Source organism: Streptomyces goshikiensis (genome assembly GCF_014650555.1).
Taxonomy (GTDB): domain Bacteria; phylum Actinomycetota; class Actinomycetes; order Streptomycetales; family Streptomycetaceae; genus Streptomyces; species Streptomyces goshikiensis.
This window is the reverse complement of sequence record NZ_BMVE01000001.1, coordinates 731,559-754,233: the sequence shown is the minus strand read 5'-3', so window position 1 is coordinate 754,233 and position 22,675 is coordinate 731,559. Positions and strand designations below refer to the sequence as shown.

General features: G+C 73.0%; 22 protein-coding genes. 13 read left to right on the top strand and 9 right to left on the bottom strand.

Annotated elements, in window-relative coordinates:
- The first annotated feature begins 939 nt into the window (after positions 1 to 939).
- Positions 940 to 1,416 carry a macro domain-containing protein gene (locus tag IE248_RS03425; RefSeq protein ID WP_073795120.1) on the top strand — a complete coding sequence of 159 codons (477 nt, stop codon included), beginning with the start codon at positions 940 to 942 and terminating at the stop codon, positions 1,414 to 1,416.
- On the opposite strand, the gene IE248_RS03420 is transcribed toward IE248_RS03425, so the two are convergent.
- From IE248_RS03420 to IE248_RS03390, 7 genes are all read right to left on the bottom strand, one after another.
- The gene (locus IE248_RS03420) at positions 1,409 to 1,876 is read right to left on the bottom strand and encodes a DUF6083 domain-containing protein (protein ID WP_190029926.1); all 468 of its coding nucleotides are present in this window, start codon (positions 1,874 to 1,876) and stop codon (positions 1,409 to 1,411) included. The genes IE248_RS03425 and IE248_RS03420 overlap by 8 nt on opposite strands.
- A 157-nt stretch (positions 1,877 to 2,033) precedes the next feature.
- Positions 2,034 to 2,330: a hypothetical protein gene (locus tag IE248_RS03415; RefSeq protein WP_190029925.1), complete on the bottom strand. Its 297-nt coding sequence runs from the start codon at positions 2,328 to 2,330 to the stop codon at positions 2,034 to 2,036.
- A gap of 79 nt (positions 2,331 to 2,409) precedes the next feature.
- Positions 2,410 to 4,512 carry a HelD family protein gene (locus IE248_RS03410; RefSeq protein WP_190029924.1) on the bottom strand — a complete coding sequence of 701 codons (2,103 nt, stop codon included), beginning with the start codon at positions 4,510 to 4,512 and terminating at the stop codon, positions 2,410 to 2,412.
- 122 nt (positions 4,513 to 4,634) lie between these two features.
- A complete protein-coding gene (locus IE248_RS03405; RefSeq protein WP_008737444.1) occupies positions 4,635 to 4,820 on the bottom strand; it encodes a hypothetical protein in 186 nt (61 codons plus the stop codon).
- A gap of 83 nt (positions 4,821 to 4,903) precedes the next feature.
- On the bottom strand, positions 4,904 to 5,911 hold the full coding sequence (locus IE248_RS03400) for a YdcF family protein (protein ID WP_073795227.1): 1,008 nt from the start codon (positions 5,909 to 5,911) through the stop codon (positions 4,904 to 4,906).
- A 31-nt stretch (positions 5,912 to 5,942) separates the two neighbouring features.
- A complete protein-coding gene (locus tag IE248_RS03395) occupies positions 5,943 to 7,529 on the bottom strand; it encodes an N-acyl-D-amino-acid deacylase family protein (protein ID WP_190029923.1) in 1,587 nt (528 codons plus the stop codon).
- Between the two features lie 8 nt (positions 7,530 to 7,537).
- Positions 7,538 to 8,818 (bottom strand): amino acid deaminase, encoded by a 1,281-nt coding sequence (locus tag IE248_RS03390; RefSeq protein WP_008737438.1) that lies wholly within the window; start codon positions 8,816 to 8,818, stop codon positions 7,538 to 7,540.
- Between the two features lie 156 nt (positions 8,819 to 8,974).
- On the opposite strand from IE248_RS03390, the gene IE248_RS03385 reads away from it, so the two are divergent.
- Entirely contained in the window at positions 8,975 to 9,739 is a 765-nt protein-coding gene (locus IE248_RS03385) for an IclR family transcriptional regulator (protein WP_008737435.1), read from the top strand.
- Positions 9,736 to 10,146, top strand: a complete 411-nt coding sequence (locus IE248_RS03380; RefSeq protein WP_190029922.1) for a RidA family protein — start codon at positions 9,736 to 9,738, stop codon at positions 10,144 to 10,146. The genes IE248_RS03385 and IE248_RS03380 overlap by 4 nt, the downstream gene beginning before the upstream one ends.
- Positions 10,147 to 10,227: 81 nt before the next feature.
- Here the strand turns inward: IE248_RS03380 and IE248_RS03375 are convergent, their stop codons facing one another.
- Positions 10,228 to 11,565, bottom strand: a complete 1,338-nt coding sequence (locus tag IE248_RS03375; RefSeq protein ID WP_073795126.1) for a M14 family metallopeptidase — start codon at positions 11,563 to 11,565, stop codon at positions 10,228 to 10,230.
- A 128-nt stretch (positions 11,566 to 11,693) separates the two neighbouring features.
- Positions 11,694 to 13,388 carry a chitinase gene (locus IE248_RS03370; protein WP_190029921.1) on the bottom strand — a complete coding sequence of 565 codons (1,695 nt, stop codon included), beginning with the start codon at positions 13,386 to 13,388 and terminating at the stop codon, positions 11,694 to 11,696.
- Positions 13,389 to 13,730: 342 nt separating this feature from the next.
- Between IE248_RS03370 and IE248_RS03365 the strand changes: the two genes are divergently transcribed.
- From IE248_RS03365 to IE248_RS03320, 10 genes are read left to right on the top strand one after another with little or no spacing between them, the layout of a single operon-like run.
- Complete coding sequence (locus IE248_RS03365) at positions 13,731 to 14,636, top strand: hypothetical protein (RefSeq protein ID WP_073773332.1); 906 nt, start codon at positions 13,731 to 13,733, stop codon at positions 14,634 to 14,636.
- Positions 14,637 to 14,675: 39 nt separating this feature from the next.
- The gene (gene cpaB, locus IE248_RS03360) at positions 14,676 to 15,377 is read left to right on the top strand and encodes a Flp pilus assembly protein CpaB (RefSeq protein WP_037790922.1); all 702 of its coding nucleotides are present in this window, start codon (positions 14,676 to 14,678) and stop codon (positions 15,375 to 15,377) included.
- A 7-nt stretch (positions 15,378 to 15,384) separates the two neighbouring features.
- Positions 15,385 to 16,740, top strand: a complete 1,356-nt coding sequence (locus IE248_RS03355) for a CpaE/TadZ family protein (protein WP_190029920.1) — start codon at positions 15,385 to 15,387, stop codon at positions 16,738 to 16,740.
- Positions 16,741 to 16,743: 3 nt separating this feature from the next.
- Positions 16,744 to 17,115 carry a TadE/TadG family type IV pilus assembly protein gene (locus IE248_RS03350; RefSeq protein ID WP_190029919.1) on the top strand — a complete coding sequence of 124 codons (372 nt, stop codon included), beginning with the start codon at positions 16,744 to 16,746 and terminating at the stop codon, positions 17,113 to 17,115.
- 1 nt (position 17,116) lies between these two features.
- Entirely contained in the window at positions 17,117 to 17,521 is a 405-nt protein-coding gene (locus IE248_RS03345; protein WP_073795133.1) for a TadE/TadG family type IV pilus assembly protein, read from the top strand.
- Positions 17,518 to 18,912 (top strand): TadA family conjugal transfer-associated ATPase, encoded by a 1,395-nt coding sequence (locus tag IE248_RS03340; RefSeq protein ID WP_008737415.1) that lies wholly within the window; start codon positions 17,518 to 17,520, stop codon positions 18,910 to 18,912. Before IE248_RS03345 ends, IE248_RS03340 begins: the two co-directional genes overlap by 4 nt.
- Positions 18,909 to 19,847 carry a type II secretion system F family protein gene (locus IE248_RS03335; RefSeq protein WP_190029918.1) on the top strand — a complete coding sequence of 313 codons (939 nt, stop codon included), beginning with the start codon at positions 18,909 to 18,911 and terminating at the stop codon, positions 19,845 to 19,847. Before IE248_RS03340 ends, IE248_RS03335 begins: the two co-directional genes overlap by 4 nt.
- 13 nt (positions 19,848 to 19,860) lie before the next feature.
- On the top strand, positions 19,861 to 20,751 hold the full coding sequence (locus tag IE248_RS03330; RefSeq protein ID WP_079195939.1) for a DUF5936 domain-containing protein: 891 nt from the start codon (positions 19,861 to 19,863) through the stop codon (positions 20,749 to 20,751).
- A 3-nt stretch (positions 20,752 to 20,754) separates the two neighbouring features.
- Complete coding sequence (locus tag IE248_RS03325) at positions 20,755 to 21,978, top strand: sensor histidine kinase (RefSeq protein ID WP_190029917.1); 1,224 nt, start codon at positions 20,755 to 20,757, stop codon at positions 21,976 to 21,978.
- Positions 21,975 to 22,661, top strand: a complete 687-nt coding sequence (locus IE248_RS03320; RefSeq protein ID WP_190029916.1) for a response regulator — start codon at positions 21,975 to 21,977, stop codon at positions 22,659 to 22,661. The genes IE248_RS03325 and IE248_RS03320 overlap by 4 nt, the downstream gene beginning before the upstream one ends.
- Positions 22,662 to 22,675 lie beyond the last annotated feature (14 nt).

The window sequence follows — 22,675 nt, the reverse complement described above, 5'->3', positions numbered from 1 at the left end:
CTCCGAGCCTGCACCCCACGGCATTCCAGAGCACCCAGCCAGCGGTCAGGCGCCCCAGATCGCTACCCGCCTGCTTCTCGGCTTGGCGGCTGCGGCCCGTCTTGGGCTGGACATAAGCCGCCGACGGCCAGAACGCGGTGCGGACCGGCCGGCGGCCGCAGGTAGTCGGGTGGTGTGGCCTGAGGCGGTCGGATGCGTCATTTCGTGCAGGTTGGAGGCCATCGGACCTCCAGAGACCCCAACCTCACCCCATTCCTGTCCGGATTGGGGTGGTTTGGTGGGTGGGTGTGGGCTGTTGGGTCGCCCTGACTGCAATCCAGGCTGATCTCTTCGTCTTCTGGCTACAAGAAGCCACCAACAAGCCGCAGTCGCGTGGGCGAGAAGCACATGGAGAGTGTGGGCGGCTTGTGTCCAGCCACGGCCGGTCCGCAGTCGCGTGGGCGAGAAGCACATGGCGAGTGTGGGCGGCTTGTGTCCAGCCACGGCCGGTCCGCAGCCGCTGAGCCGAGTGGCAGGCGGGTAGCGATCTGATGCGCGGTAGGCCCCCTTCGCTGCGCTCGGGGCTTTCCGGGGCGCCGCCCCAGGCCCCGCGCCTCAAACGCCGGCGAGGCTGGAACGCGGGGCGGCGTTTCCCGCCGAGCGGGAGCCCCGGCCGGGCGTTTCGCGATGGCTGGGTGGTCTCGCTCCCCCCTGACCGTTCTTTGGGGGTTTCCCGACAGTCTTTGGCATTCCGGGGCGGGCCGGGCTGTCAAGGGTGGCCGAAGGCCATCGCGAAGCGACGCGAACGCAGTGAGCGCCCTTGACGGGCCGGACCGACACGGAAGGACAGTGAGACTGGCGGGAAGCCCCCAGCACTGTCCTGTCCCGCCCCGCGTGGACCCCGCACACCCCCCGCCCCGCCGAGCCCCCCACCCCCGCCCCGGCGGTGACAATGGCCCCGTGAAGCCACTCGAGATCATTGCGGGGGATGCGACCTGTCCCCAGGCCAAGGGGCCGAAGATCATCGCGCATGTCTGCAACGACATCGGCGGCTGGGGCAAGGGCTTCGTGCTGGCTGTTTCGAAGCGATGGCCCGAGCCCGAGGCGCGGTACCGGGAGTGGCATCGCGGGCGGAGCGGCAACGACTTCGGGCTGGGCGCGGTCCAGCTGGTGCGGGTGCAGCCGGACGTGTGGGTGGCCAACATGATCGGCCAGCGCGGCACCCGGACCGGCAGCAGTGGCCCGCCGATCCGCTACGACGCGGTGGAGCGCTGCCTGGCGACGCTCGCCGACCACGCCGTCGAGCTGGGCGCCTCGGTGCACATGCCGCGCATCGGGTGCGGGCTCGCCGGCGGCAAGTGGTCCCGTATCGAGCCGCTGATCACCGGCGCGCTCTGCGCGCGGGACGTGGACGTGACGGTCTACGAGGTCACGTGAGCCGCCCGAGCCGGGCCGCGCCGTGTCGCCAGAGCCGCAGCAGGTGCGGGGCCTTCGGGGGCGCGCCCAGCGGGCACACGGCGAAGTGGGTGATCCGGCAGGTGCCGTCGGCGGCGGCGTGGGCGAGGTTCGCGGCGGTGCCGTCGCCCGCGATGTGCCAGCGCTGACCGGCGGGGACCAGGTGGTACGGCACGCCGCCGGGCTGGATCAGGACCCACCGGCCGTCCGCCGTGCGGTGCCAGACCGCCGGATCGCCGCAGGCCCGGCAGGTCGCGGGGCGGCCGGCGCGGGCGTCGGGCCTGCCGATGCCCGCGAGGGCCTCCGCGAGGACCTGCCCCAGCAGCACCGGGCCCTCCGGCTGCACCGGGCTCGGCATCGTCGCCATCACCGGATCACCGGAGCCGGGGTGCGTGGCCACCGCGACGCGGTCGCCGGCTGCCTCCGCGCTGGCATGCCTCACTCATCGCCCGGCCTCCCCCTGATCCCACTGATCCCAACTGATCCCGCGATCCCGCGATCCCCTGCCCCGAGCGGGTGTTCGCCGGGACACCTACCCATGCGGCCGGTGGGCGGAACCTCGATCGCCGCACCGGCCGCGGGCGGTGCGGGCCTTCCGCTCAGGGGTCGAGCAGGCCCACGGCGATGCCGCCGCCGAGCAGCAGGCCCACGTGCGTACCGAACAGGGCGAACCACTCCCAGGGGCCCATCCGGAAGCGGACGCGGGCCGACACGGACCACCCGTACGCCGTGACGAGGGCGGCCAGGATCAGCAGCGGTGCCCACAGGGCGATCCACCAGCCGGCCGTGCCGCCGTGGCGGACGCAGGCGAGCAGGGCGCCGGAGAAGAGGGCCGCGAGGCCCCAACCGGGCTTCTCGTTCGCGTCGGTGGTCGGGGTGCGCGCTGTCGTGTCCATGCTTGGCACGCTACCGAGAGCCCCGGGCCGCTTCCCAGGCATTGCGGCCCGGTCCCCGTACGTGGCGGGCCGGGCGGCTTCAGCCAGCGCTCTTCGCGGGCTGCGGCGCGACGGTGATCGTGCACAGGCGCTTGGTGGCCCGGGTGAGGGCGACGTACAGGTCGCGCTCGCCTCCGGGGCGGGCGGCGGTGATCTCGTCCGGGTCGACCACGACGGCGGCGTCGAACTCCAGGCCGCGCGCCTGCGAGGCCGGCACCAGCCGGGCGTGCCGCTCGATGCCCGCGGCCGCGAGCTGCTCCACCCTGCCGTCGGCGCAGATCACCCCGGTCAACTCGCCCGGGTGCGCCGCGCCTTGATCCCGCAGCTCCCGCAGCAGGGTGACGACGAGCGATTCGGGGGCGGCGGCAAGGGTGCGGGGTGCTTCGCCGCGCCGGATCGAGCGGATCGGCGGGCGGCCCGGGGAGATCCGGGCGAGCAGCTTCTCCGTCGTGGCGAGGATCTCCCGCGTGGTCCGGTAGCCGACGGTCAGGGTGCGCAGGTCGAAGCGCCGTCCGAGGTGCGGGCCGAGTGCCTCCTGCCAGTCCCGGGCGACCGTGGCCGGGCCGGCCTGCGCGAAATCGCCGACCAGTGTCATCGATCTGCCCGGGCAGCGGCGTACGACCATCTGCCACTGCATGGCGGTGAGTTCTTGCGCCTCGTCGACGACGACGTGACCGAAGACCCGCTCGGGCGGGCCGTCGACCAGGCTCGACGCCTCGTCGAGGAGCGGTACGTCGGCGTCCGTCCAGGGCGCACCGGGTGAGCGCCGCAGCAGGGCCCGCTGCTCGTCGGTGAGCTGTGGCAGGTGCGCGTCGAGCGCGTCGGCGTCCGTCAGCAGGGCGCGGACCACGTCGCCGGGAGTGAGGCGCGGCCACAGCTCCTCGACGGCCCGGTCGAGCGGGGCGTCGTCCAGGAGGTCGGCGCGCACGGCGTCGGCGTCGAACTCGCCGGCGCCGGTGGCCGGCGCGTCGTCAACACCGAGGCGGCGCAGGTCCGCCGCCGCGATGCGGTCGAGGTCGAGGCCGGTCAGTTGCTCGACCTGGGCGTCGATGAGTTCGAGCGCTTCGGCGCCGCTGCGGGCGAGCTCGCGGACGAGGTCGTCGACCAGCAGCTCCTTGAACAGCCGGCGCGCCCGGTTGTGCGCGAGCCCGCTGGTCTGTGCCGATGTCCGCGCCCGTGCGACGTCCTCGTCCCGCAGCCGGATCCACTCCTGTCCGACCCGGACGTCGAATTCCGTGTCCGGGGCCTGCCGCGAGCGGACCACGGCGGCGAGCGCGCCGGCCAGCGCGGAACTTCCCTTCAGGCGCGCCGTCTCGAAGGCGTCCGCGGCGCCCGGTGCGACGCCGGCCAGTTCCTCGCAGGTCGCGAGGACGACATCGTTCTCGCCGAGGGAGGGCAGGACCTGGCAGATGTAGTCGAGGAACCGCGCGTTCGGTCCCAGGACGAGCACGCCGCGTTCGGCGGCCTTCGGGAACGCGTACAGCACGTACGCGGCGCGGTGCAGTGCCACCACGGTCTTTCCGGTGCCCGGGCCGCCCTGCACCACCGTCACCCCGCGGTGCGGCGACCGGACGATCGCGTCCTGCTCGGCCTGGAGCGTGGCGACGGCCGCGCCCATCCGTCCCGTGCGCCGTTCCTGGAGCGCCGCCGTCAGCGGGCCGTCGCCGATGAGGTCCCGGGCGGTGGGTGCGGAGCCGTCGAGCAGCTCATCGCTGACCCCCAGCACCGTGCGGCCCTTCAGGCGCAGGTGGCGGCGCCGGCGCAGGCCCATGGGGTGAACCGGCGTCGCCTCGTAGAAGGGCCGCGCGGCCTCGGCCCGCCAGTCCAGCAGCACGGGCAGCTCGTCGGCGTCCCGGTGCAGCCCCAGCCGCCCGATCCGCAGGACGGTCCCGTCCGCCAGGTCGATGCGGCCGAAGACCAGCCCTTCCTCGGCGCCCTCCAGCCGGCGGACCTCCCCGGCCAGCCGCCCGGCCGTCACGTCCCTCTCGTAGGTCTCGGCCGCACCCTGCGGCGGAGTGGCGAGCACGTGCGCCAGCTGCTCCCGCGTTCCGGCGAGCCGCTCGTCGAGCAGCTCGCCGATGACGGACACCTGCTCCCGCTCCCGCTCCACCTCGTGCGCGGCAACATCGTCGATCTGAGTCAAGAAATGGCCCTCTCGAATGGATCGCCACTAGGTCGAGGCGCCACTATGCGGAGGGATTTCGGAAAAGTAAACATTGACCAGACCGGCCGGAATGTGGCCTGTTATTCATCGCGCGGGCCGTATTACGGGAGGTAGCGCTCGATGACCTCCGGGCCCTCCTTCTCGATCAGCTGGCGGGCCTTTTGGATCCGCTCCGGAGTCGGGTCCGCGCCGGTGGCCATCACGAGGTCTTCGGGGTCGTACGGGCGCTCGCCGCCGGTGTAGAGCTTGGCCGGCCGGCCGGGCTGCTGGTCCGATTCAGTGTCCATCGCATGCTCCCTCCAGTTGCCCCCTGGCCCCCATCGTGCGGCGACATCGCCATGAACGCACTTCGGCCGCCCCGCGCCCCCGCTCAGGTGGTGACGGCCACCAGCGCCGTCAGGGCCGCGATGGCGGCGCAGATGCCCAGGTTGACCACCCGGTGCTCCCAGAAGACCGCGACGAACTCGCGGATCGTGGCGCTCGGCCAGAAATACGCGGCCGTCGGCGAGCCCAGCACCTGGCCGTTGACCCCGGCCCTGCGGGCCGTCATCGCGGCCCGGAAGGCGTGGAAGCTGTTGGTGACGACGACGCAGCGGTACCCGGGGTTCTCCTCCGCCATCAGTTCCCGGCTGAAGCGGAGGTTCTCCTCCGTGGTGCGGGAGCGGTCCTCCAGCCGTACGTGTTCCCGCGCAACGCCCCGCGCGATCAGCCAGTCCGCCATGGCCCGGGCCTCCGGGACCGCCTCGCCCGGCCCCTGCCCGCCCGAGGCGAGCAGCAGCGGCGCCGGGCCGCCGCGGGCCAGCTGGGCGGTGTGGATCCGGTGGCCCTTCTCCAGGCGGGAGGCCAGCAGCGGCGGGACGTCCTCGCCGCCGGTGAGGCCGGAGCCGAGCACCACGACGTAGTCGACGTTCCCGCGCACCGTGATCCGCCCGTAGAGGCAGGCGTAGGCGAGGAAGCAGACGAAGAGGAAGGAGACGTAGCCGGCGAGCAGCACCAGGCACACCACGAGCGAGTCCACCAGGCGCGAGCCCCGCTCGGGGACGGTGGCGACCAGCGCGATCAGGGCGAAGATCCCCACTCCCGCCGCCAGGGACAGCAGGTTGGCCGGGCTGGTGCCCTCCTTGCGGACCATCGTCAGGCCGTTGCCGATCAGGAAGGCGCCGAGCGCGAGGATGCCGAGGGACGGTACGAGGAAGACCAGCAGCATCGCGATCGTGTCGAGCGGCGACGGCAGGCCGGGGAGCAGGAACACCACGCCGATCGAGGCGAACATCAGCGTGAGGCCGAGGAGGACGGCGTTCTGGAAGCGCCTGCGGTCCGCCCGCGCGCTCACGCAGAAGAGGAGGAGGCAGAGCGCGGCGGGGCCGAAGGCGATCATGGCGCCCATGGTAGGCGGGGGCGGTGACCCCTCAGCGGCCGTCGTGCGGCGTGCGGCGGACGGAGCGGCCGGCGAGGACGTCGGTGCGGCGGCCGTCGCTCATGACGAAGCGGCCGTCGATCAGGACGTACGGGATCCCGGCCGGCAGCACGCGCGGGTGCTCGTAGGTGGAGCCGGCCGCGACGGTCTGCGGGTCGAAGAGGACCAGGTCGGCGCGGTACCCCTCGCGGACCAGGCCCCGGTCGGGCAGCCGCAGCCGGGCCGCGGGGCGCCCGGACAGGTGGGCCACGCACTCCTCCAGGGACAGCACGCCGAGTTCGCGGACGTAGCGGCCGAGGTAGTGGGGGAAGGTGCCGTACGCCCGCGGGTGCGGCTTCGCGCCGCGCAGGATGCCGTCCGAGCCGCCGGTGTGGACGGGGTGGCGCATGATCGCCCGGACGTTCTCCTCGTGGCCGACGTGCTGGAGGACGGTGGACCCCAGGCGGTCGCCGAGGAGCAGCCGGCGGGCGCTGTCCCAGCCGTCGAGGCGGGTGCCGACGTACGCCCCGTACGCGGGGTCCGCCGTCCCCGAGATCTCGATGGCCGACCAGTCGACGGGCACCCCGTGGCAGCCGTCGGCGCCGGTGACCTCCAGCGCGTACCGGATCCGCTCGGCCTCGGCGTCGTCGCGCAGCCGGGCCAGCACCGCCTCGGGGCCGCCCTCGCCCGCCCAGCTGGGCAGCAGCGCGACGAGGGTGGTGCAGCCCGGGGTGTACGGGTAGGAGTCGAGGGTGATGTCGGCGCCGCCGGCGAGGGCGTCGTCGAGGAGGGCGAGGAGCTCGCCCGCGCGGCCCTCGTTCTCGCCGAAGTTCATGGTGGCGTGGGCGAGGTGGAGCGCGCAGCCGGCGGCCCGGGTGAGCTCGACCATCTCCGCGTAGGCGCCGAGCGCGCCGCGCCCGTACGAGCGGTGGTGCGGGCAGTAGTAGCCGCCGTACGCGGCCACCACCCGGCACAGCTCGGTGAGTTCGGCGCCGGAGGCGTACATGCCGGGGGTGTAGGTGAGCCCCGAGGACATGCCGACGGCGCCCTGCGCGAGGCCCTCGGCGACCAGCCGCCGCATCCGGTCGAGCTCGGCGGGGGTCGCGGGGCGGTCGTCCCAGCCGAGGGCGTACGCGCGGACGGTGCCCTGGGGGACGAGGTAGGCGGCGTTCACCGCGATGCCGGTGGCGTCGAGGCGGTCGAGGTACTCGCCGACGGTGCGCCACCCGAAGTCGACGTCGTCCTCCGGGTCCCAGGGGGCGCCGCCGTTCCAGCCGGCGATGGCGGCGCGGACCTCGGTGAGAGTGCGGTCGTCCACGGGGGCGTACGAGAGGCCGTCCTGGCCGAGGACTTCGAGGGTCACGCCCTGCGCGGCCTTGGCGCTGTGGTCCGGGTCGCGCAGCAGCGCGAGGTCGCTGTGGGCGTGCATGTCGATGAACCCGGGCGCCAAGGCGAGCCCGTGGGCGTCCAGGGTGCGCCGGCCGCCCGCGCGGACGCGGCCGATCTCGGTGACGCGGCCCGCGTGGACGGCGACGTCCGCGGTGTAGGAGGGCCCGCCCGTGCCGTCCACGACGCGGGCCCCGCGGATGACCAGGTCCACCGGCGCGGCTAGAAGAAGGTCCGGACGTAGTCGGTGACGGTGCCGTCGGCCGCGACGACCGGGATCAGCGGCCACTTCTCGAAGATGGTGCAGGGGTGGGACATGCCGAGGGCCACCCAGTCGCCGACGGCGACGTCGTCGGCGGAGTCGGTCTCCAGCCAGGCGTGCTGGTCGGAGAGCTTGACGAGGCGGATGCCGGTGGCGGGCCGCTCCTCGCCGGTCAGCGCGTCGCGCACCAGCTCGGCCTCGGGCAGGCCGAGGTCGTACGCGACGTCGCGCTTGCCGGCGTTGACGAAGGCCTGGGTGGGGGAGGGGCGGGAGACGACCTGGGTCCACAGGCGGAACGCGGGGCGCAGGCCGCCCTCCTCGGGGACCCGGTTGAAGGGGGTGAGGCGGGTGTACCAGCCGTGGTCGTGGGAGACGTACGCGCCGGAGCGCAGCAGCCGCAGGGTGGGCCGGGACAGTTCGGGCAGCTCGGCGAAGACGTCGGCGACGGCGTCGAACCAGGCGGAGCCGCCGGCGCTGACGACGATCTCGTCGAGACCGGCGGGGAAGCGGCCGGCCTTGTCGAACTCGACGACGAGGCCGGTGAGGCGGCGCAGGTAGGCGTGGACGGACTCCGGGTCGGCGCCGGGGACCTCGGCCTCGTACCCGGCGATGCCGACGAGGCGCAGGGTGGTGGTCTCGGCGACGGCGTCGGCGACGGCGCGGACGTCGTCGTCGCTCCGGGCGCCGGTACGGGCCCCTTCGCCGGCGCCGAGTTCGACGACGACGTCTACGGTGGCGCCCTGCCCCTGGAGGGCCCGGTCCATCAGCTGGACGCCGCGCACGGAGTCGACGTAGCAGACGAAGCGGAAGCCGGGGTCGGCGGCGAGTTCCGCGGCGACCCAGCGCAGGGCGGCGGGGTCGACGAGCTCGTTGGCGAGGAAGATCCGCTGGATGCCGAAGGCGCGGTAGACGCGGGCCTGGTGGGGCACGGCGGCGGTGATGCCCCAGGCGCCGTGGTCCAGCTGGCGGCGGAACAGCTGCGGGGCCATGCAGGTCTTGCCGTGGGGCGCGAAGGCGAGGCCGTGGCGGCCGGCGTACTCGCCGAGGGCGGCGAGGTTGTGCTCCAGGGCGTCCGCGTCGAGGGTGAGCACCGGGGTGGTGAACCCGCCGGTGTGCAGGTTCCGGCGCTCGGCGGCGAGGTCGCCGACGGTGAGTCCGAGCGACGCCGCGTCCGGGGGCAGGCCCTTGAAGCGGTGGTCTGCCGGTTCGGCCGCGAGGGCCTGGACGGGGTCGCTGGGCATGTGCGGTGCCTCCCGGGGCGTTGCGGGTGGTGCAACGGTCGTTGCGTATGGCGCTGCGAGCTGTCTAACATCCCGGGTGACGGCGGGTCAACGTCCGCCCTGCCGCACGCTCCCGCCGCGCAGCGGTGCGCGGAGCGGAAACGGGAGGGGCACGGCGTGAGCCAGTCGGTGGAGCGGGCGCTGGGGATCCTGCCGCTGCTCGCGCGGGGTCCGGCCGGGCTCGGCGAGGTGGCCGAGGAGCTCGGCGTGCACAAGAGCACCGCGCTCCGCCTGCTGCGCACCCTCGGGGAGCACGGCTTCGCCTACCGGCAGCCCGACGGCCGCTACCGCCTCGGGTCCCGCCTCTTCGCGCTGGCCGCCGAGGCCGTCGAGAACCTCGACGTCCGCGCCGTGGCCCACCCCCACCTCGTCGACCTGGGCCGGCTCACCGGCCACACCGTCCACCTCGCCCTCCACCAGGACGACGAGGTCGTCTACATCGACAAGGTCGAGAGCCGCTACCCCGTCCGCCTGTACTCCCGCATCGGCAGGCCCGTCCCCCTCACCGTCGCCGCCGTCGCCAAGCTGCTCGTCGCCGACCTCCCGGAGGACGACCGCGAGGCGCTGGCGGGGCGGATCGAATACCCCCGCTACACCGCCCGCTCGACCCCCGGACCGGAGGCTTTCCTGCGGGAGCTGGCCCTCGTACGGGAGCAGGGCTGGGCCGCCGACCTCGGGGGGCACGAAGAGGCCGTCAACTGCGTCGGCGCGCCCGTCCGCGGGCCCGACGGGCGGGTCGTCGCCGCCCTGTCGGTCTCCGCGCCCACCGTGGTGGTGGACGCCGAGGGGCTGCTCGAACTGCTGCCCCTGGTGCGCCGTACCGCCGACACCATCAGCCGGGAGTACTCCGGCTCCGCACAGAGGGACCCGTCGCCGTCATGACCGAGAAGACCGCCGTCACGCCCGCCACCCACACCGCCCCGCCCGCGAAGTTCTCGCACGGCGTCCGCAAGGGGAACATCCTCCAGGTCGCCGGCCAGGTCGGCTTCCTCCCGCACGTGGAGGGCCGGGCGCCCACCCCCGCCGGGCCGACGCTGCGCGCACAGACCCTCCAGACGCTGGAGAACGTCCGCTCGGTGCTGGAGGCCGGCGGCGCGAGCTGGGACGACGCGATGATGATCCGCGTCTACCTGACCGACACCGGCCACTTCGCCGAGATGAACGACATCTACAACGCCTACTTCGAGGAGCAGGGCCTGAAGGAGGCCCCCGCCGCCCGGACGACCGTGTACGTCGGCCTGCCGGCCGGGCTGCTCGTCGAGATCGACGCGCTCGCCGTCCTGTCGTAGGGCACGCGGAGGGGCGCCCCCCTGGCGGTGGGGCGCCCCGGATCACCTGAGCGCTATGCGCCGAGCGTCACGCGTCGCGCGTCACGCACCCGTGCAGTACTGCGCTTCCTTGCCGATCGCGCGGTACATGCAGTCCGCGTTCTCCAGCAGCTGGAGCACCGCGTCCTTGTTCCGCGCGGTCTCGCGGTCGATCACCTCGTCGGGCGGGTAGAAGCCGCCGCCGCCCGAGGACGGGTACATCTCGAAGGTGTAGGAGAAGATCTTCTGGTTGCCCCACAGCCAGTCGTCGATCGTGCCGTCGGTGATGTAGAGGTCGCTCGACTGCTCCGCCGTGTAGCCGTTGCTGGCCGCCATGCTGAGGCCGGTCTTCTTGTACGCCGCGAGGTCGTCGGCGGTCATGCCCGGCGCGGTGTCGTTGTACGTCCACCCGAACGGCCACATCACGAGCTCGCTGTACGTGTGGAAGTCGATCGCGGCCTTGATCTGCTGCTTGCCGCCGACCACCCGGCTGCGCACGAAGTCCGCGACCACCTTCACCTCGGGCGCCGACTCGCCGGCCGCGCCCCGGTAGGTCTCGGAGCTCTTGCTGCCGCTGGAGCCGCCGCAGCAGCCCCACTTGTAGTCCCAGTTCCGGTTCTCGTCCGTGCCCACGTACGAGGAGCCCGAGTTCGGCTGCCGGTTCTTGCGCCAGGAGCGGTACGAGCCGGTCGCGATGTCGTACTCGCCGCCGTCCGGGTTGAGGTCCGGGATGATCCAGATCTCGCGGCCGTTGACCATGTTGGTGACCCGGCTGTCGCTCCCGTACTTGGAGCCGAACTCCTTGAGCAGGTACAGGGCCATCTCGACGGTGAGGTGCTCGCGGGCGTGCTGGTGGTGCGTGAAGAGCACCTCGGGCTCGTTCTCGTCGGTCGCGACGTTGTCGCTGATCTTGATCGCGACGAGATCGCGGCCCTGGTACGACTTCCCGATGACCCGCTTGCTCATGATCCCGGGGTACTGGGCGATGCGCTGGTCGATCTCCGCGTTCGCCTCGGCGTAGTTGTGGTACTTGGAGTCCGCGGACGGGAAGTCCATCGGGCTCGCCGCGATGCCGGGCAGGGAGCGGTCCGGCGGGCCGGGCAGGGCGGTCATCTCGTAGCCGAGCGCCTTCAGGCTCCTGGCCTGCATGGTGTCGGCGCTGACGACGACGGTGTGGTCGTCCACCTCGTCGATCGAGACGCCCGTGCGCAGCAGGGCCGTGCGGTCGGCGACCGTGGAGGGGCCGTGGATCCGGTACTGGGTGACGGCCTCGTCCTGGGTGGCGGTGGACGGGGTGGGCGGTGGCGACGCCGTGGCGCTCATCCCGTAGGCGGGTGCGCCGAGTGCGAGCGCCAGGAGGGCGGCCGTGACGGCCGCCCTTCGGCGGGTGTGGAGCCGCATGCGATCTCCTGGGTGGGGAGTGTGGGGGTAGCCGTGCGGACGTGCGCACAGCGTGCTCTCGTGGCATGTCACGGTCAAGAACCCGGTGTGTTCGCCGGGCCGATTCAGGCCACCCCCACACGTACCGCCTACGGGAGCGCGTGGACCTTCGGACCCACCGCGTTCGACCAAGCGTGACCCGCCTTGGCGTCCCAGTTGGTCGACCAGGTCATCGCGCCGCGCAGCCCCGGGTAGGTCTTGGACGGCTTGAAGGACCCGCAGCCCGTTCCGCGCGCCAGGCAGTCGAGGGCGTTGTTCACGACGGCCGGGGAGACGTAGCCGCTGCCCGCGCCGCTCGGCGAGGCCGGTACGCCGATGCCCACCTGCGAGGGGTCGAGGCCGCCCTCCAGCTGGATGCAGGCGAGCGCGGTCAGGAAGTCCACCGAGCCCTGGGAGTAGACCTTGCCGTCGCAGCCGTTCATCGAGCCGCTGTTGTAGTACTGCATGTTGACGACGGTGAGGATGTCCTTGATGTTCAGGGCCGTCTTGAAGTAGCCGCCCTGGGTGGACTGCATGTCGATGGTCTGCGGCGCCATCGTGATGACGAGCGAGGGGCCCGCCTTCGACGACAGCGAGCGCAGCGCCTGGGTCATGTAGGTCGGGTTCAGGCCGTTCTCCAGGTCGATGTCGATCCCCGTGAACCCGTACTCCTGCATCAGCGCCCACGCCGAGTTCGCCAGGTTGTTCGCGGAGGCCGGATCGTTGACCGAGATGGTGCCCTTCTCGCCGCCGATCGAGAGGATGACGGACTTGCCGGCGGCCTTCTTCGCGGCGATGTCGGCCTTGAACTGGGCGACCGTGTAGCCGCCGAGGCCCGCCGAGTCGAGGTTGAAGGTGATGGCGCCGGGCGTGGCGGTGGCGTCGGCGAAGGAGACGGCGATGATGTCGTACTGCGCCGAGACGTCGGAGAGCTTCTGGACGGTCGCGCCGTTGTTGAAGTTCTGCCAGTACCCGGTCAGGGCGTGCCTCGGCACCGACGGGTTGGGGTTCGGGTTGCCGCCGCCGGTGGTGGTGCCGGTGACGGGCGCCGATCTGGGCCCCTCGCCCGCCGCGTTGTACGCGCTCACCTGGAAGGCGTACGAGGTGGCCGGCGCGAGCCCGGTGATCTGGGCGGAGGCCGAGGGGACGGTCTGGACGCGGACCCCGTCCTGGTAGACGTGGTACCCGCCGGCCCCGCCGACCGGGTTCCACGAAAGGGTGAGCCCGTTCGCGCTCTGGCCGGAAACGGCGGCCCCGCCCGGGGCGCCGGGAACCGACGGGCCGGGGTCGGTGCCGCCGCCCCCGTCCGGGCCGAGGACGCTGAACTCGTCGACGGTGTAGGCCGGCTGGCCGTACCAGCCGTGCGTGTAGACGGTGACCTGGGTGGTGTTCGGGCCGGTGGAGAAGGTGGTGGAGAGCTTCTGCCAGCCGGAGCCCGAGCCGGGGGTCCAGGTGGAGACGTCCTGGGTGCCGGTCCCGGTCGCGCCGAGGTAGACGTAGGAGCCCTGCACCTGGGCGCTGAGCGTGTACGTGGAGTTCGGCTTGACCGTGACGGTCTGGCCGCAGCGGGCGTTGTCCGGGCCCGCCGGGGTGGCCTTGAGGGCGCCGGCCCCCGTGTGGACGGGCGAGGAGACGGCGGCGCCGCTGCCGGCCGAACACGACCAGCCGGCGAGGCCGGACTCGAAGCCCCCGTTGCGGACGACGTTGACGTCGGCGGCCTGCGCGGTGCCGGTGGCGAGGGCGGTCAGACCGCCGGCGGTCAGGGTGGCGGCGCCCAGCAGGGCGAGGGAGCGTATGCGGTTCACGTGGGCTCCGGTGGGGGGAGAAGGGGATGTGAAGAACGCGCCGGGGGCATGTGGGGTGCCCCGCAGCCAAGTTGGTCTAGTCCAATCCCCGTGTCAAGGGTCTGTGCGATGTGGCTTGTAACGACCGTCCGGCCGATCCCTGTTGTCCGGATTTCCCGCCACCTGTGACAGGTGCTCAGGGCACGGGAATTCCCAAGGCCCTGCCCTGCCAGGGGTGACGCGGATATGGTGCTGGGGCAAGGGGGAAGGGCGCCGATCGGGTGCGGTCGCGCAGCACGTGCGCGTACGCGCCGGCCGTCGGGAAGGCCCGGGGCGTACAGGGTGAACGGGGGTATCCGCGTGCTGACCGCCATCGCTGTCACCAGCGCCGACCTGGTACTGCCGGCCCCTGACCGGCACACTCCGGCGGCCGCCGTCCTGCACCCGCCGGACCGGCTCGACCTGGAGGGCTCGCTCGCCGAGACCACCGCCCTGCTGGAGCGGTACGGACACCTCGTGGTCGTCTTACCGCCCTGGCTGCCCGCCGCGACGACCCGGCGGCTGCACACCGTACGGGCGATCCTGGAAACCGACCGGATCGCGCTCCTCGACATCGACCTGCCACCGCTGGCCACCGCCCTGCTGGTACGCCAGCTGCGCCAGCTCAGCGTCTGCGACTTCAGCCCCGGAGTCATCGCCTCCGCCGCCCGGCTGCTCTCCCACTACATCTACGCGGGCGCCCTGCTGGGCTCGGTCGCCAAGCTCGACCGCGTCCCCGTCGGCCTCGGGGCCCACGCCCGGTCCTGGTCCCCGAGCGCGCAGTTCGCCGTACTGGCCAACCCCGCGCCGCACCTGGTCAAGCTGGGCGGCGGAGGCGGCAGGGGCGGGGGCGGGGCGCACGCCGGGGGCGCGGGACTGCCGCCCGGGCCCGAGTTCGCCACCCACCTCACCTTCGCCCGGGGCCAGCTCGCCTCCGACTGGGTGACGGCCGAACTCGCCCCCGCCTGGCAGGTCCAGGGCGTCATGGAGAACCCGCTGCCCGCCGACTCGCCCGGCTGGTGGGCCACCGGAAAGCTCGTCGAGTTCGCCGCGGCCATCCCGGATCCCGCCGTGCTCTACCAGCTGGTCGCCTCGGTCCGCCGCGAGGAGTGCCGCTGGTGCGGCGCCGAGCTGATCGGAGACCGCTGCGGCTTCTGCTCCGCCCCGCTCACGGCGCCGCCGCCGCAGGCCGCCGCCGACGCCACCGCCCCGTACAGAGCCAGATCCTGACCGCCCGAACGATCGAAGAACGGCGAGGTAGTACGGCACATGAACTCACGCCAGCGCCGCGGCGTCATCCTGTTGCTCCTCTCGGTCCTGTGCGCCCTCGCGGCGTTCGCCGGGGTGGTCATGGTGATCGGCGACGTCAACTCCAAGGTCGGGTCCGAGGTCGTGGCCTACCGCGTGAAGGGTGACATCGCGCCGTACAGCCCGCTGTCGGCCGGGCAGTTCGAGCAGATCACGGTTCCCAAGCGCTGGCTGTCGGACACCGCCGTCAGCGACCTCGGCGCGCTCAAGGACAAGATCGCGCTGACCACCCTCAAGAAGGGCTCGCTGCTCCAGACGGACATGTTCGTCGCCCGGCCGCAGCTCCAGGCCGGGGAGCAGGAGATCGCCATCATGATCGACGCGGCGACGGGGGTGGCGGGCAAGATCACCCCCGGGGCCAGGGTCAACATCCTGGGCACCTTCAAGGGCAAGAAGCCGACCGACCCCGACCAGTCCCTGGTCATGGTCGCGGGCGCCCGGGTCATCAACGTCGGCAAGCTCACCCCCCTCGACAAGACCAGCGACAAGAAGGGCCCGAGCGAGGCCGTCCCGATCACCTTCGCCCTCAGCACCAAGGACACCCAGCGCGTCGCGTACGCCGAGTCCTTCGCGGAACACGTCCGCCTGGCCCTGGTGGCGGCCGGCCCCGAATCACCGGTGAGCCCGGGCGACCGTTCGTACACCCTCGAAGGGGACAAGTGAGGCCCGGATGACGACCCGAATCCTCCCCGCGGTCGGCGACCCGGACGCCGCCCGCGCCATCTCCACCCTCCTCAGCCAGCTCCCGGCCGCCGAACCGGCCGCGCCCGTCACCGACTCCACCACGCTGCTCGACACGCTGGGCCGGCTGGCCACCGAGTCGATCGACGAGCTGCCCGAGGTGGTCCTCGTACACGAGCGGATCGGCCCCCTGCCGGCCCTGGAACTGATCCGCGAGGTCGCCCTCCGCTTCCCGGCGGTGGGGGTCGTCCTGCTGTCCTCCGACGCCGGGCCCGCCCTGTTCTCCGCCGCCATGGACTCGGGCGCGCGGGGCCTGATCGGCCTGCCCGTCGCCTACGAGGAACTCGCGGCCCGGGTCCAGGCCGCCGCCCAGTGGTCCGTGGGCGTACGCCGCCACCTGGGGCGCGGCACCGACGTGTTCACGGGCCCCGGCGGCCGGGTGGTCACGGTGACCGGCGCCAAGGGCGGCGTCGGCACCACCTTCACGGCGGTCCAGTTCGCGCTGGCCGCGGCCGCCTCGGGGCGGCGCACCGCGCTGGTCGACATGGACCTCCAGGCCGGGGACGTGGGCTCGTACCTCGACGTGCGGTTCCGGCGCTCGATCGCCGACCTCGCCGGGATCCAGGACATCTCGCCGCGCGTGCTCCAGGACGCGGTGTACGACGACCGGACCGGCCTCGCGCTGCTGCTGGCCCCGGGCGACGGGGAGCGGGGCGAGGAGGTCGACGACCGGGCCGCCCGGCACATCGTCGGCGCCCTGCGCGGCCGCTACGAGCTCGTCGTCATCGACTGCGGGACCCAGGTCACCGGCGCCAACGCGGCCGCGGTGGAGATGGCGGACGTGGCGGTGCTGGTGACCACCCCGGACGTGGTCGCGGTGCGGGCGGCGAAGCGGATGGTCCGGATGTGGGAGCGGCTCCAGGTGCGCAAGGCGGAGGACACCTCGATGGTCGTCAACCGCTGGAGCAAGCACACGGAGATCCAGCCCTCGCTGATCCAGAAGATCACCAAGACCCGGTCCACCCGCACCCCGGTGCCCGCGGCGTTCAAGGAGCTCCAGGCCGTCGTGGACGCGGGGCGGGTGCAGGACCTGGACAACCGGTCGAGCGTGAAGCAGGCCCTGTGGACGCTGGCCGGGGAGCTGGGACTGCTGTCGGCGCCCCAGGAGGCGGCCGGGGCCTCCGGGGCGGCGGGGGCCGGCGGTTCGGGCGGGGCCGGTGGTTCCGGCGGTGCGGCCGGGGCCGGGGCCGCGCTGGCGGTGCGCGCCGGCGGGCCGGTGGCCCGGCTCGGCCGCGGCGACCGGGGCGCGCTCGGCATCTGGTCGCGGCGCGGGCGGGAGGGCTGAGGCATGCCCCCACGCGGACGCGGACGGGTACGGGACGGGGGGCAGGTGGCGATCGAGTTCGTCGGCATGCTGCCGCTGATCCTGCTGCTCGTGGCGGCGGTGTGGGAGTGCGTCCTGATCGGGTACGCGTTCTCGCTGGCGGGCAACGCGGCGGACGAGGCGGCGCGGGCCGGGGCGGTGAAGGGCGACGGGGCGTGCCAGGAGGCGGCGGCCCGGCATGTCGGCGGCGCCTGGGAGGCGAAGGCGGACTGCGGAACCTCGGGCGACCTCTACACGGTCACGGTCACCCTGAACGTCCCCGTATTCGTCCCGGGTCTCAACACCGGGCTCAAAATCGAGGGCCACGGCGGCTCCCCGAACGAGAGGGAGGAGTGACATGGCACCGCACGCGCACTCCACCTGGAGCCGTCGCCGCCGGGACGGTGGCGACCGGGGCCAAGTCGCCCTGGAGTACCTCGGCTTCGTCCCCATCCTGCTGCTCGTCGCACTGTGCGGCATCCAGCTCGGCTGGGCCGCGTACGTCGTCCAGCAGGCGGACACCGCCGCCCGTACCGCCGCGCGCGCGGAGGCCCGCGAGCCCGGCGCCGGCGCGGCGGCCGGCAAGCAGGCGATCCGGCCGAGCCTCGCGGGCGTGACGAGCGTGGACGTCGCGAAGACGGCCGATGCCGTGACCGTGACCGTGACCATCCCGATCAAATCGATCGTGCCCGGAGTGGCCGCGACGAGCGCCAAACGCACCGCCGTCATGCCCAACGACGACCCGGAGGTGACCGGACCATGAGCCTGCGTTCCCGGGTCAGCACGCCCGACGACCGCCACAGCCCGCGCGAGGACGGCCGGCTGGTCTCCTCGTACCGCGCCAAGCTGCTGGAGGAGATCGACCTCGCCGAGATGTCCGCGCTCGCGCCCGCCGAACGCCGGGCGCGGCTGGAGCGCGTGCTCGGGCACATCATCAGCCGCGAGGGCCCGGTCCTGTCCACCGCCGAACGGGCCCAGCTGATCCGCCGGGTCGTGGACGAGGCGCTCGGCCTGGGCGTGCTCGAACCGCTCCTCGAAGACGCCTCGATCTCCGAGATCATGGTCAACGGCCCCGACCAGATCTTCGTGGAGCGCGGCGGGCGGGTGGAGCAGCTGCCGCTGCGCTTCGCCTCCAACGAGCAGCTGATGCAGACCATCGAGCGCATCGTCTCCACCGTCAACCGCCGGGTCGACGAGGCCAATCCGATGGTCGACGCGCGGCTGCCCAGCGGCGAACGCGTCAACGTCATCATCCCGCCGCTCTCGCTGACCGGCGCGACCCTCACCATCCGCCGCTTCCCGCGCGCCTTCACCCTGCACGAGATGATCGGCCTCGGCTCCCTCGACGAGCAGATGCTCCTGCTGCTGTCCGGGCTGGTCCAGGCGAAGACGAACCTGATCGTCTCCGGCGCCACCGGCACCGGGAAGACCACCCTCCTCAACGCCCTCTCCGGTCTGATCCCGGAGGGCGAGCGGATCATCACCATCGAGGACTCCGCCGAGCTCCAGCTCCAGCAGGCGCACGTCATCCGGCTGGAATCCCGCCCGGCGAACGTGGAGGGCAAGGGCCAGATCACCATCCGCGACCTCGTCAGGAACTCCCTGCGGATGCGCCCCGACCGCATCATCGTCGGCGAGGTGCGCGGCGGCGAGACGCTCGACATGCTCCAGGCGATGTCCACCGGCCACGACGGCTCGCTGGCGACCGTCCACGCCAACAGCTCGGGGGACGCCCTGATGCGGCTCCAGACCCTCGCCTCCATGTCGGAGGTGGAGATCCCGTTCGAGGCGCTCCAGGACCAGATCAACAGCGCCGTGAACGTCGTCGTCCAGCTCACCCGCTTCGGCGACGGCTCGCGCCGGATCACCGAGATCTCCGTCCTGGAGTCGCACGGGCGCGAACCGTTCCGGATGACCACGGTCTGCCGGTACGCGGCCCGGCCGATGGGGCCCGACGGGCGCGTCCAGGGCCACTTCGAGTACTACCCGCTGCCGCGCCGGATCGCGGACCGGCTCTACATGAACAACCAGCCGATCCCGCAGGCGTTCGGGGTCGCGCCGCAGGACGCCCTGAACGACCCGCTGACCGGGCACTTCCCGTACGCCCCGCAAGCCCTCCCCCCGCACCCCCGGAACCCCCGGACCGCCCTGTGAACCCACTGATCCTGCTCACCCTCGGTGCCACGGTGCTGGCCTGCCTGTTCGTCGTGCTGGGCCTGCACGCGTACGCCGCGGGCCGAGCCCAGCGCGCGGCGCTCATCGAACGGCTGTCGGCGAGCGGGGCCCCGCCGCCGCTGGGGCGCAGACGCCGCTTCCAGGGCGTCGACCGGCGCCTGCGGAGGACGGAGCTGGGCCGGAGGATCGAGCGGAAGCTCGGCGTCACCGGCCTGGACCTCACCCCGGGCGAGTTCCTCGTCTACGTGCTGGCGGCCGTCGTCGGCGTCTGGCTGGTCTCGGCCTCCTTCCTGGCCCCCTTCTTCGGCCCGGTCGCCGCCGTGATCGGCCTGTGGGCGGCCAACGCCTTCCTCAACTGGCAGCGCTCGCGCCGCAACGAGCGGTTCATCAACCAGCTCCCCGAGCTCGCGCGGATCCTGGCCAACGCCACCCAGGCGGGCCTGGCCCTGCGCACCGCCATCGGGATGGCCGCCGACGAACTGGAGGCCCCGGCGGGCGAGGAACTGGCCCGGGTGGCCGACCGGCTCGCCATCGGGCACTCCATCGAGGAGTCCCTCGGCGAGATCACCGAGCGGCTGCCCTCGCGCGAGCTGGTCGTACTGGTCTCCACCCTCGTGCTGTCCGCGCGGGCGGGCGGCGCGATCGTGGGCAGCCTGCGCAACCTCACGGTGACGCTGGAGCAGCGCAAGGAGACCCGCCGCGAGATCCGCACCCAGCTCTCGCAGGTGACGGTGACGGCCTATCTGGTACCGGTCATGGGGCTGGGCTCGCTGCTGCTGGTGGACGCGATGATGCCGGGCGCCCTGGACCGTATGACGGGCGCCGTCATCGGGCAGACCGCCGTCCTGGTCGCCATCGGGCTCTTCACGCTCGGGTTCGTCCTCATCCGCCGCCTGTCCAAGATCGACGTATGAGGAGGCCGGCATGATCGCCCTGCTCCTGGCCTTGGCCGTGGCCCTCTCGGTGCTCGGCGCCTTCCACGGCATCCGGCTCTACCGGGCCGACGTCAAACTCCCCACCGACCTGGAACTCGCCCTCGAAGTCGGCGCCACCCGTACGACGGCGGTCGGCTCGGCCGTCGACCGCGCCGGCATCCGCTACGCGCCGCTGGTGCTGCGCCTGATGGGCCCGGACCGGGTGGCCCGCAAACGCCGCCAGATCGACACCGCGGGGAACCCGTCCGGCCTGACGATCGACCGCTACGCGGCCCGGCGCGCCGTCTACGCCTTCCTGGGGGCGGTCGGCGCGTTCGCGATGCTGCTCAACGGGCAGTTGGTGCTGGCGCTGCTGATGGTCGCGTTCGGGCTGTTCTGGATCGAGTTCGGCCTGTGGTCGGCGATCCGGATCCGGCGCGACCACATCGAGCGGACCCTGCCCGACTTCCTGGACGTACTGGCGGTCGTCGTCAGCGCCGGCCTGGGCTTCCGGCCCGCGCTGGAACGGGTCGCGGACAAGTACGAGGGGCCCTGGTCCGACGAGATCCGGATCACCCTCCAGCAGATGACCATGGGCGTCAGCCGCCGCCAGGCCTTCGACGAGCTGCGCCGGCGCAACGACTCCGAGCAGGTCGCCCAGTTCGTCACCGCCCTCCAGCAGGGCGAGGAACTGGGCTCCCCGATCGTGGAGACCCTGATCGCCCTCGCCGAGGACATGCGCCGCACGGACGCCCAGAACGCCCGCCGCCGGGCGGCCCGGGCGGTGCCGAAGGCGACGCTGGTGGTCACGATGTTCATGCTGCCGGGCACCATGATCCTGCTGATCGGCGGATTCGTGTACGGCGCGGACGTCGACTTCGGCGCGATGTTCGGGGGCGGCTGAGCCATGGCGGTACTCGATGTCACCCTCGGCTCCCGGGACCGGCCGGCCGCCGCCCGCGCGATGGCGCCCTCGCCGGCGCTCCAGGCCGGCGCGTTGCAGGCGCTGTGCCGCCAGGTGTTCGCGTTCCGGCTGGTGATGATCGGGCTGGGCACGCCGCTCGCCCTGGGGCGGACGGCGCCCGGGGGGCCGACGTACCTGGTGGGCGGGGCCGTCCTGGTCACCTTCATGCTCTCGTACGGGCTCTTCCGCGACTGGGAGCGGTTCGGGCCGCTGCTGCTGAGGCACCGCTGGCTGCTCGCCGCGGACATGGCGTTCAGCGCGCTGTTACTGATCGCGGCGCGGCCCGCGTCGCCACTCGGCCTCGTCGCGGTGTGCACCCCGCTGCTGGCCGGGCTCGTCTACGGCTGGCGCGGCTCGGCGGTGTACGCGGCGGTCCAGGCGGTCATCGTGGCCCTGGCGGCCGAGGGGCTGACCCTGGCGGTCCTGTGCGTACTCGCGGGCGCCGCCGGTGCCTGCCTGCGGGACCTCCTGTTCCGTTTCGGCTCGGCGAGCCAGGCCCTGACGGAGACCCGGGCCCGGCTCGCGGTGGCCGAGGCGGTCCGGGGCGAACGGGAGCGGCTGGCCCGGGAGATGCACGACTCCGTGGCCAAGACCCTGCACGGCCTGGCCCTGTCGGCGGACGCCCTGGCGCGGACGACGGACCCGGCGGCCATCCGCCGGCAGGCCGAGCTGCTGTCCGGCGCGGCCCGCCGGGCCGCGGCCGAATCCCGCGAGCTCCTGACGGACTTGCGCCGTGACCTGGACGCCCCGGGCGTCTCGTTGCTGGGCGAACTGCGCCGCCTCGCGCCCGCCGGTACGGAGATCCGCGCGACGGGCACCCTGCCGGTGGTGCCCGGCGTGGTGGCCCGGCAGCTGCTGGCGGTGACGGCGGAGGCGCTGGAGAACGCCCGCCGGCACGCGGGAGCCGCGCGCGTCGAGGTCGAGGCGGGCGCCGACCAGACCCGCCTCACCCTGGCGGTACGGGACGACGGCCGCGGCCTGCCGGCCGCCGGGGCCGACCTCTCGCTCCTTCGGGAGGCGGGGCGTTTCGGGCTGCTCGGCATGACGGAACGCGCCGCCTCGATCGGCGCCCGCATCCACATCGGCGCCCGCCCGGACGGCCTGCCCGGCACCGAGGTCCGCCTGGACCTCCCGCTCGCCGCTCTGACCGGGGAGGGTGGCGCATGACGCCCCTGCGCGTCCTGATCGCCGACGACAACCCGGTCGTCCGCGCGGGCCTGACCGCCCTGCTGGCCACCGCCGAGGGCATCGAGGTGATCGCCCAGGCCGCCGACGGCGGCGAGGCCCTGCACCTCACGCGGCTGCACACCCCGGACGTCGTCCTGCTGGACGTGCGGATGCCCGGGGTGGACGGCATCTCGGCGCTCCCGCACCTGGTGCGGCTGGCGCCGGTGCTGATGCTGACGTACAGCCGCGAAACCGAAATCGTCCGGGAGGCGCTGCTGTTGGGTGCGGGCGGCTATCTGGTCCACGGTGAATTCACGCCGGAGCTCCTGGTCACAGCCGTCCACGACGTCCACGCGGGCCGCCCCCACCTCAGCCCGACGGCGGCGGGCACGCTGCTCTCCGACCTACGGGCCTCTTCGCATCCGCAACGAACTGTGGCACAGTCTTCTCAGCGCCTGCCCAACCACATTGCTTTCGGGTTGAGTTCACGCGAGGAGGAGGTCATGGATCTCATCGCGTCCGGGATGAGCAACCAGCAGATCGCGGCCACCTGCTTCATCAGTGAGAAGACGGTCAAGAACCACATCAACCGGATCTTCGCGAAGCTCCAGAGCGCGACGCGCAGCGAGGCCATAGCCCGCTGGCTGGGAACCGCCCGTCCGGGGGTGGCCGGACATGGGTAGACACCGTGCGCAGT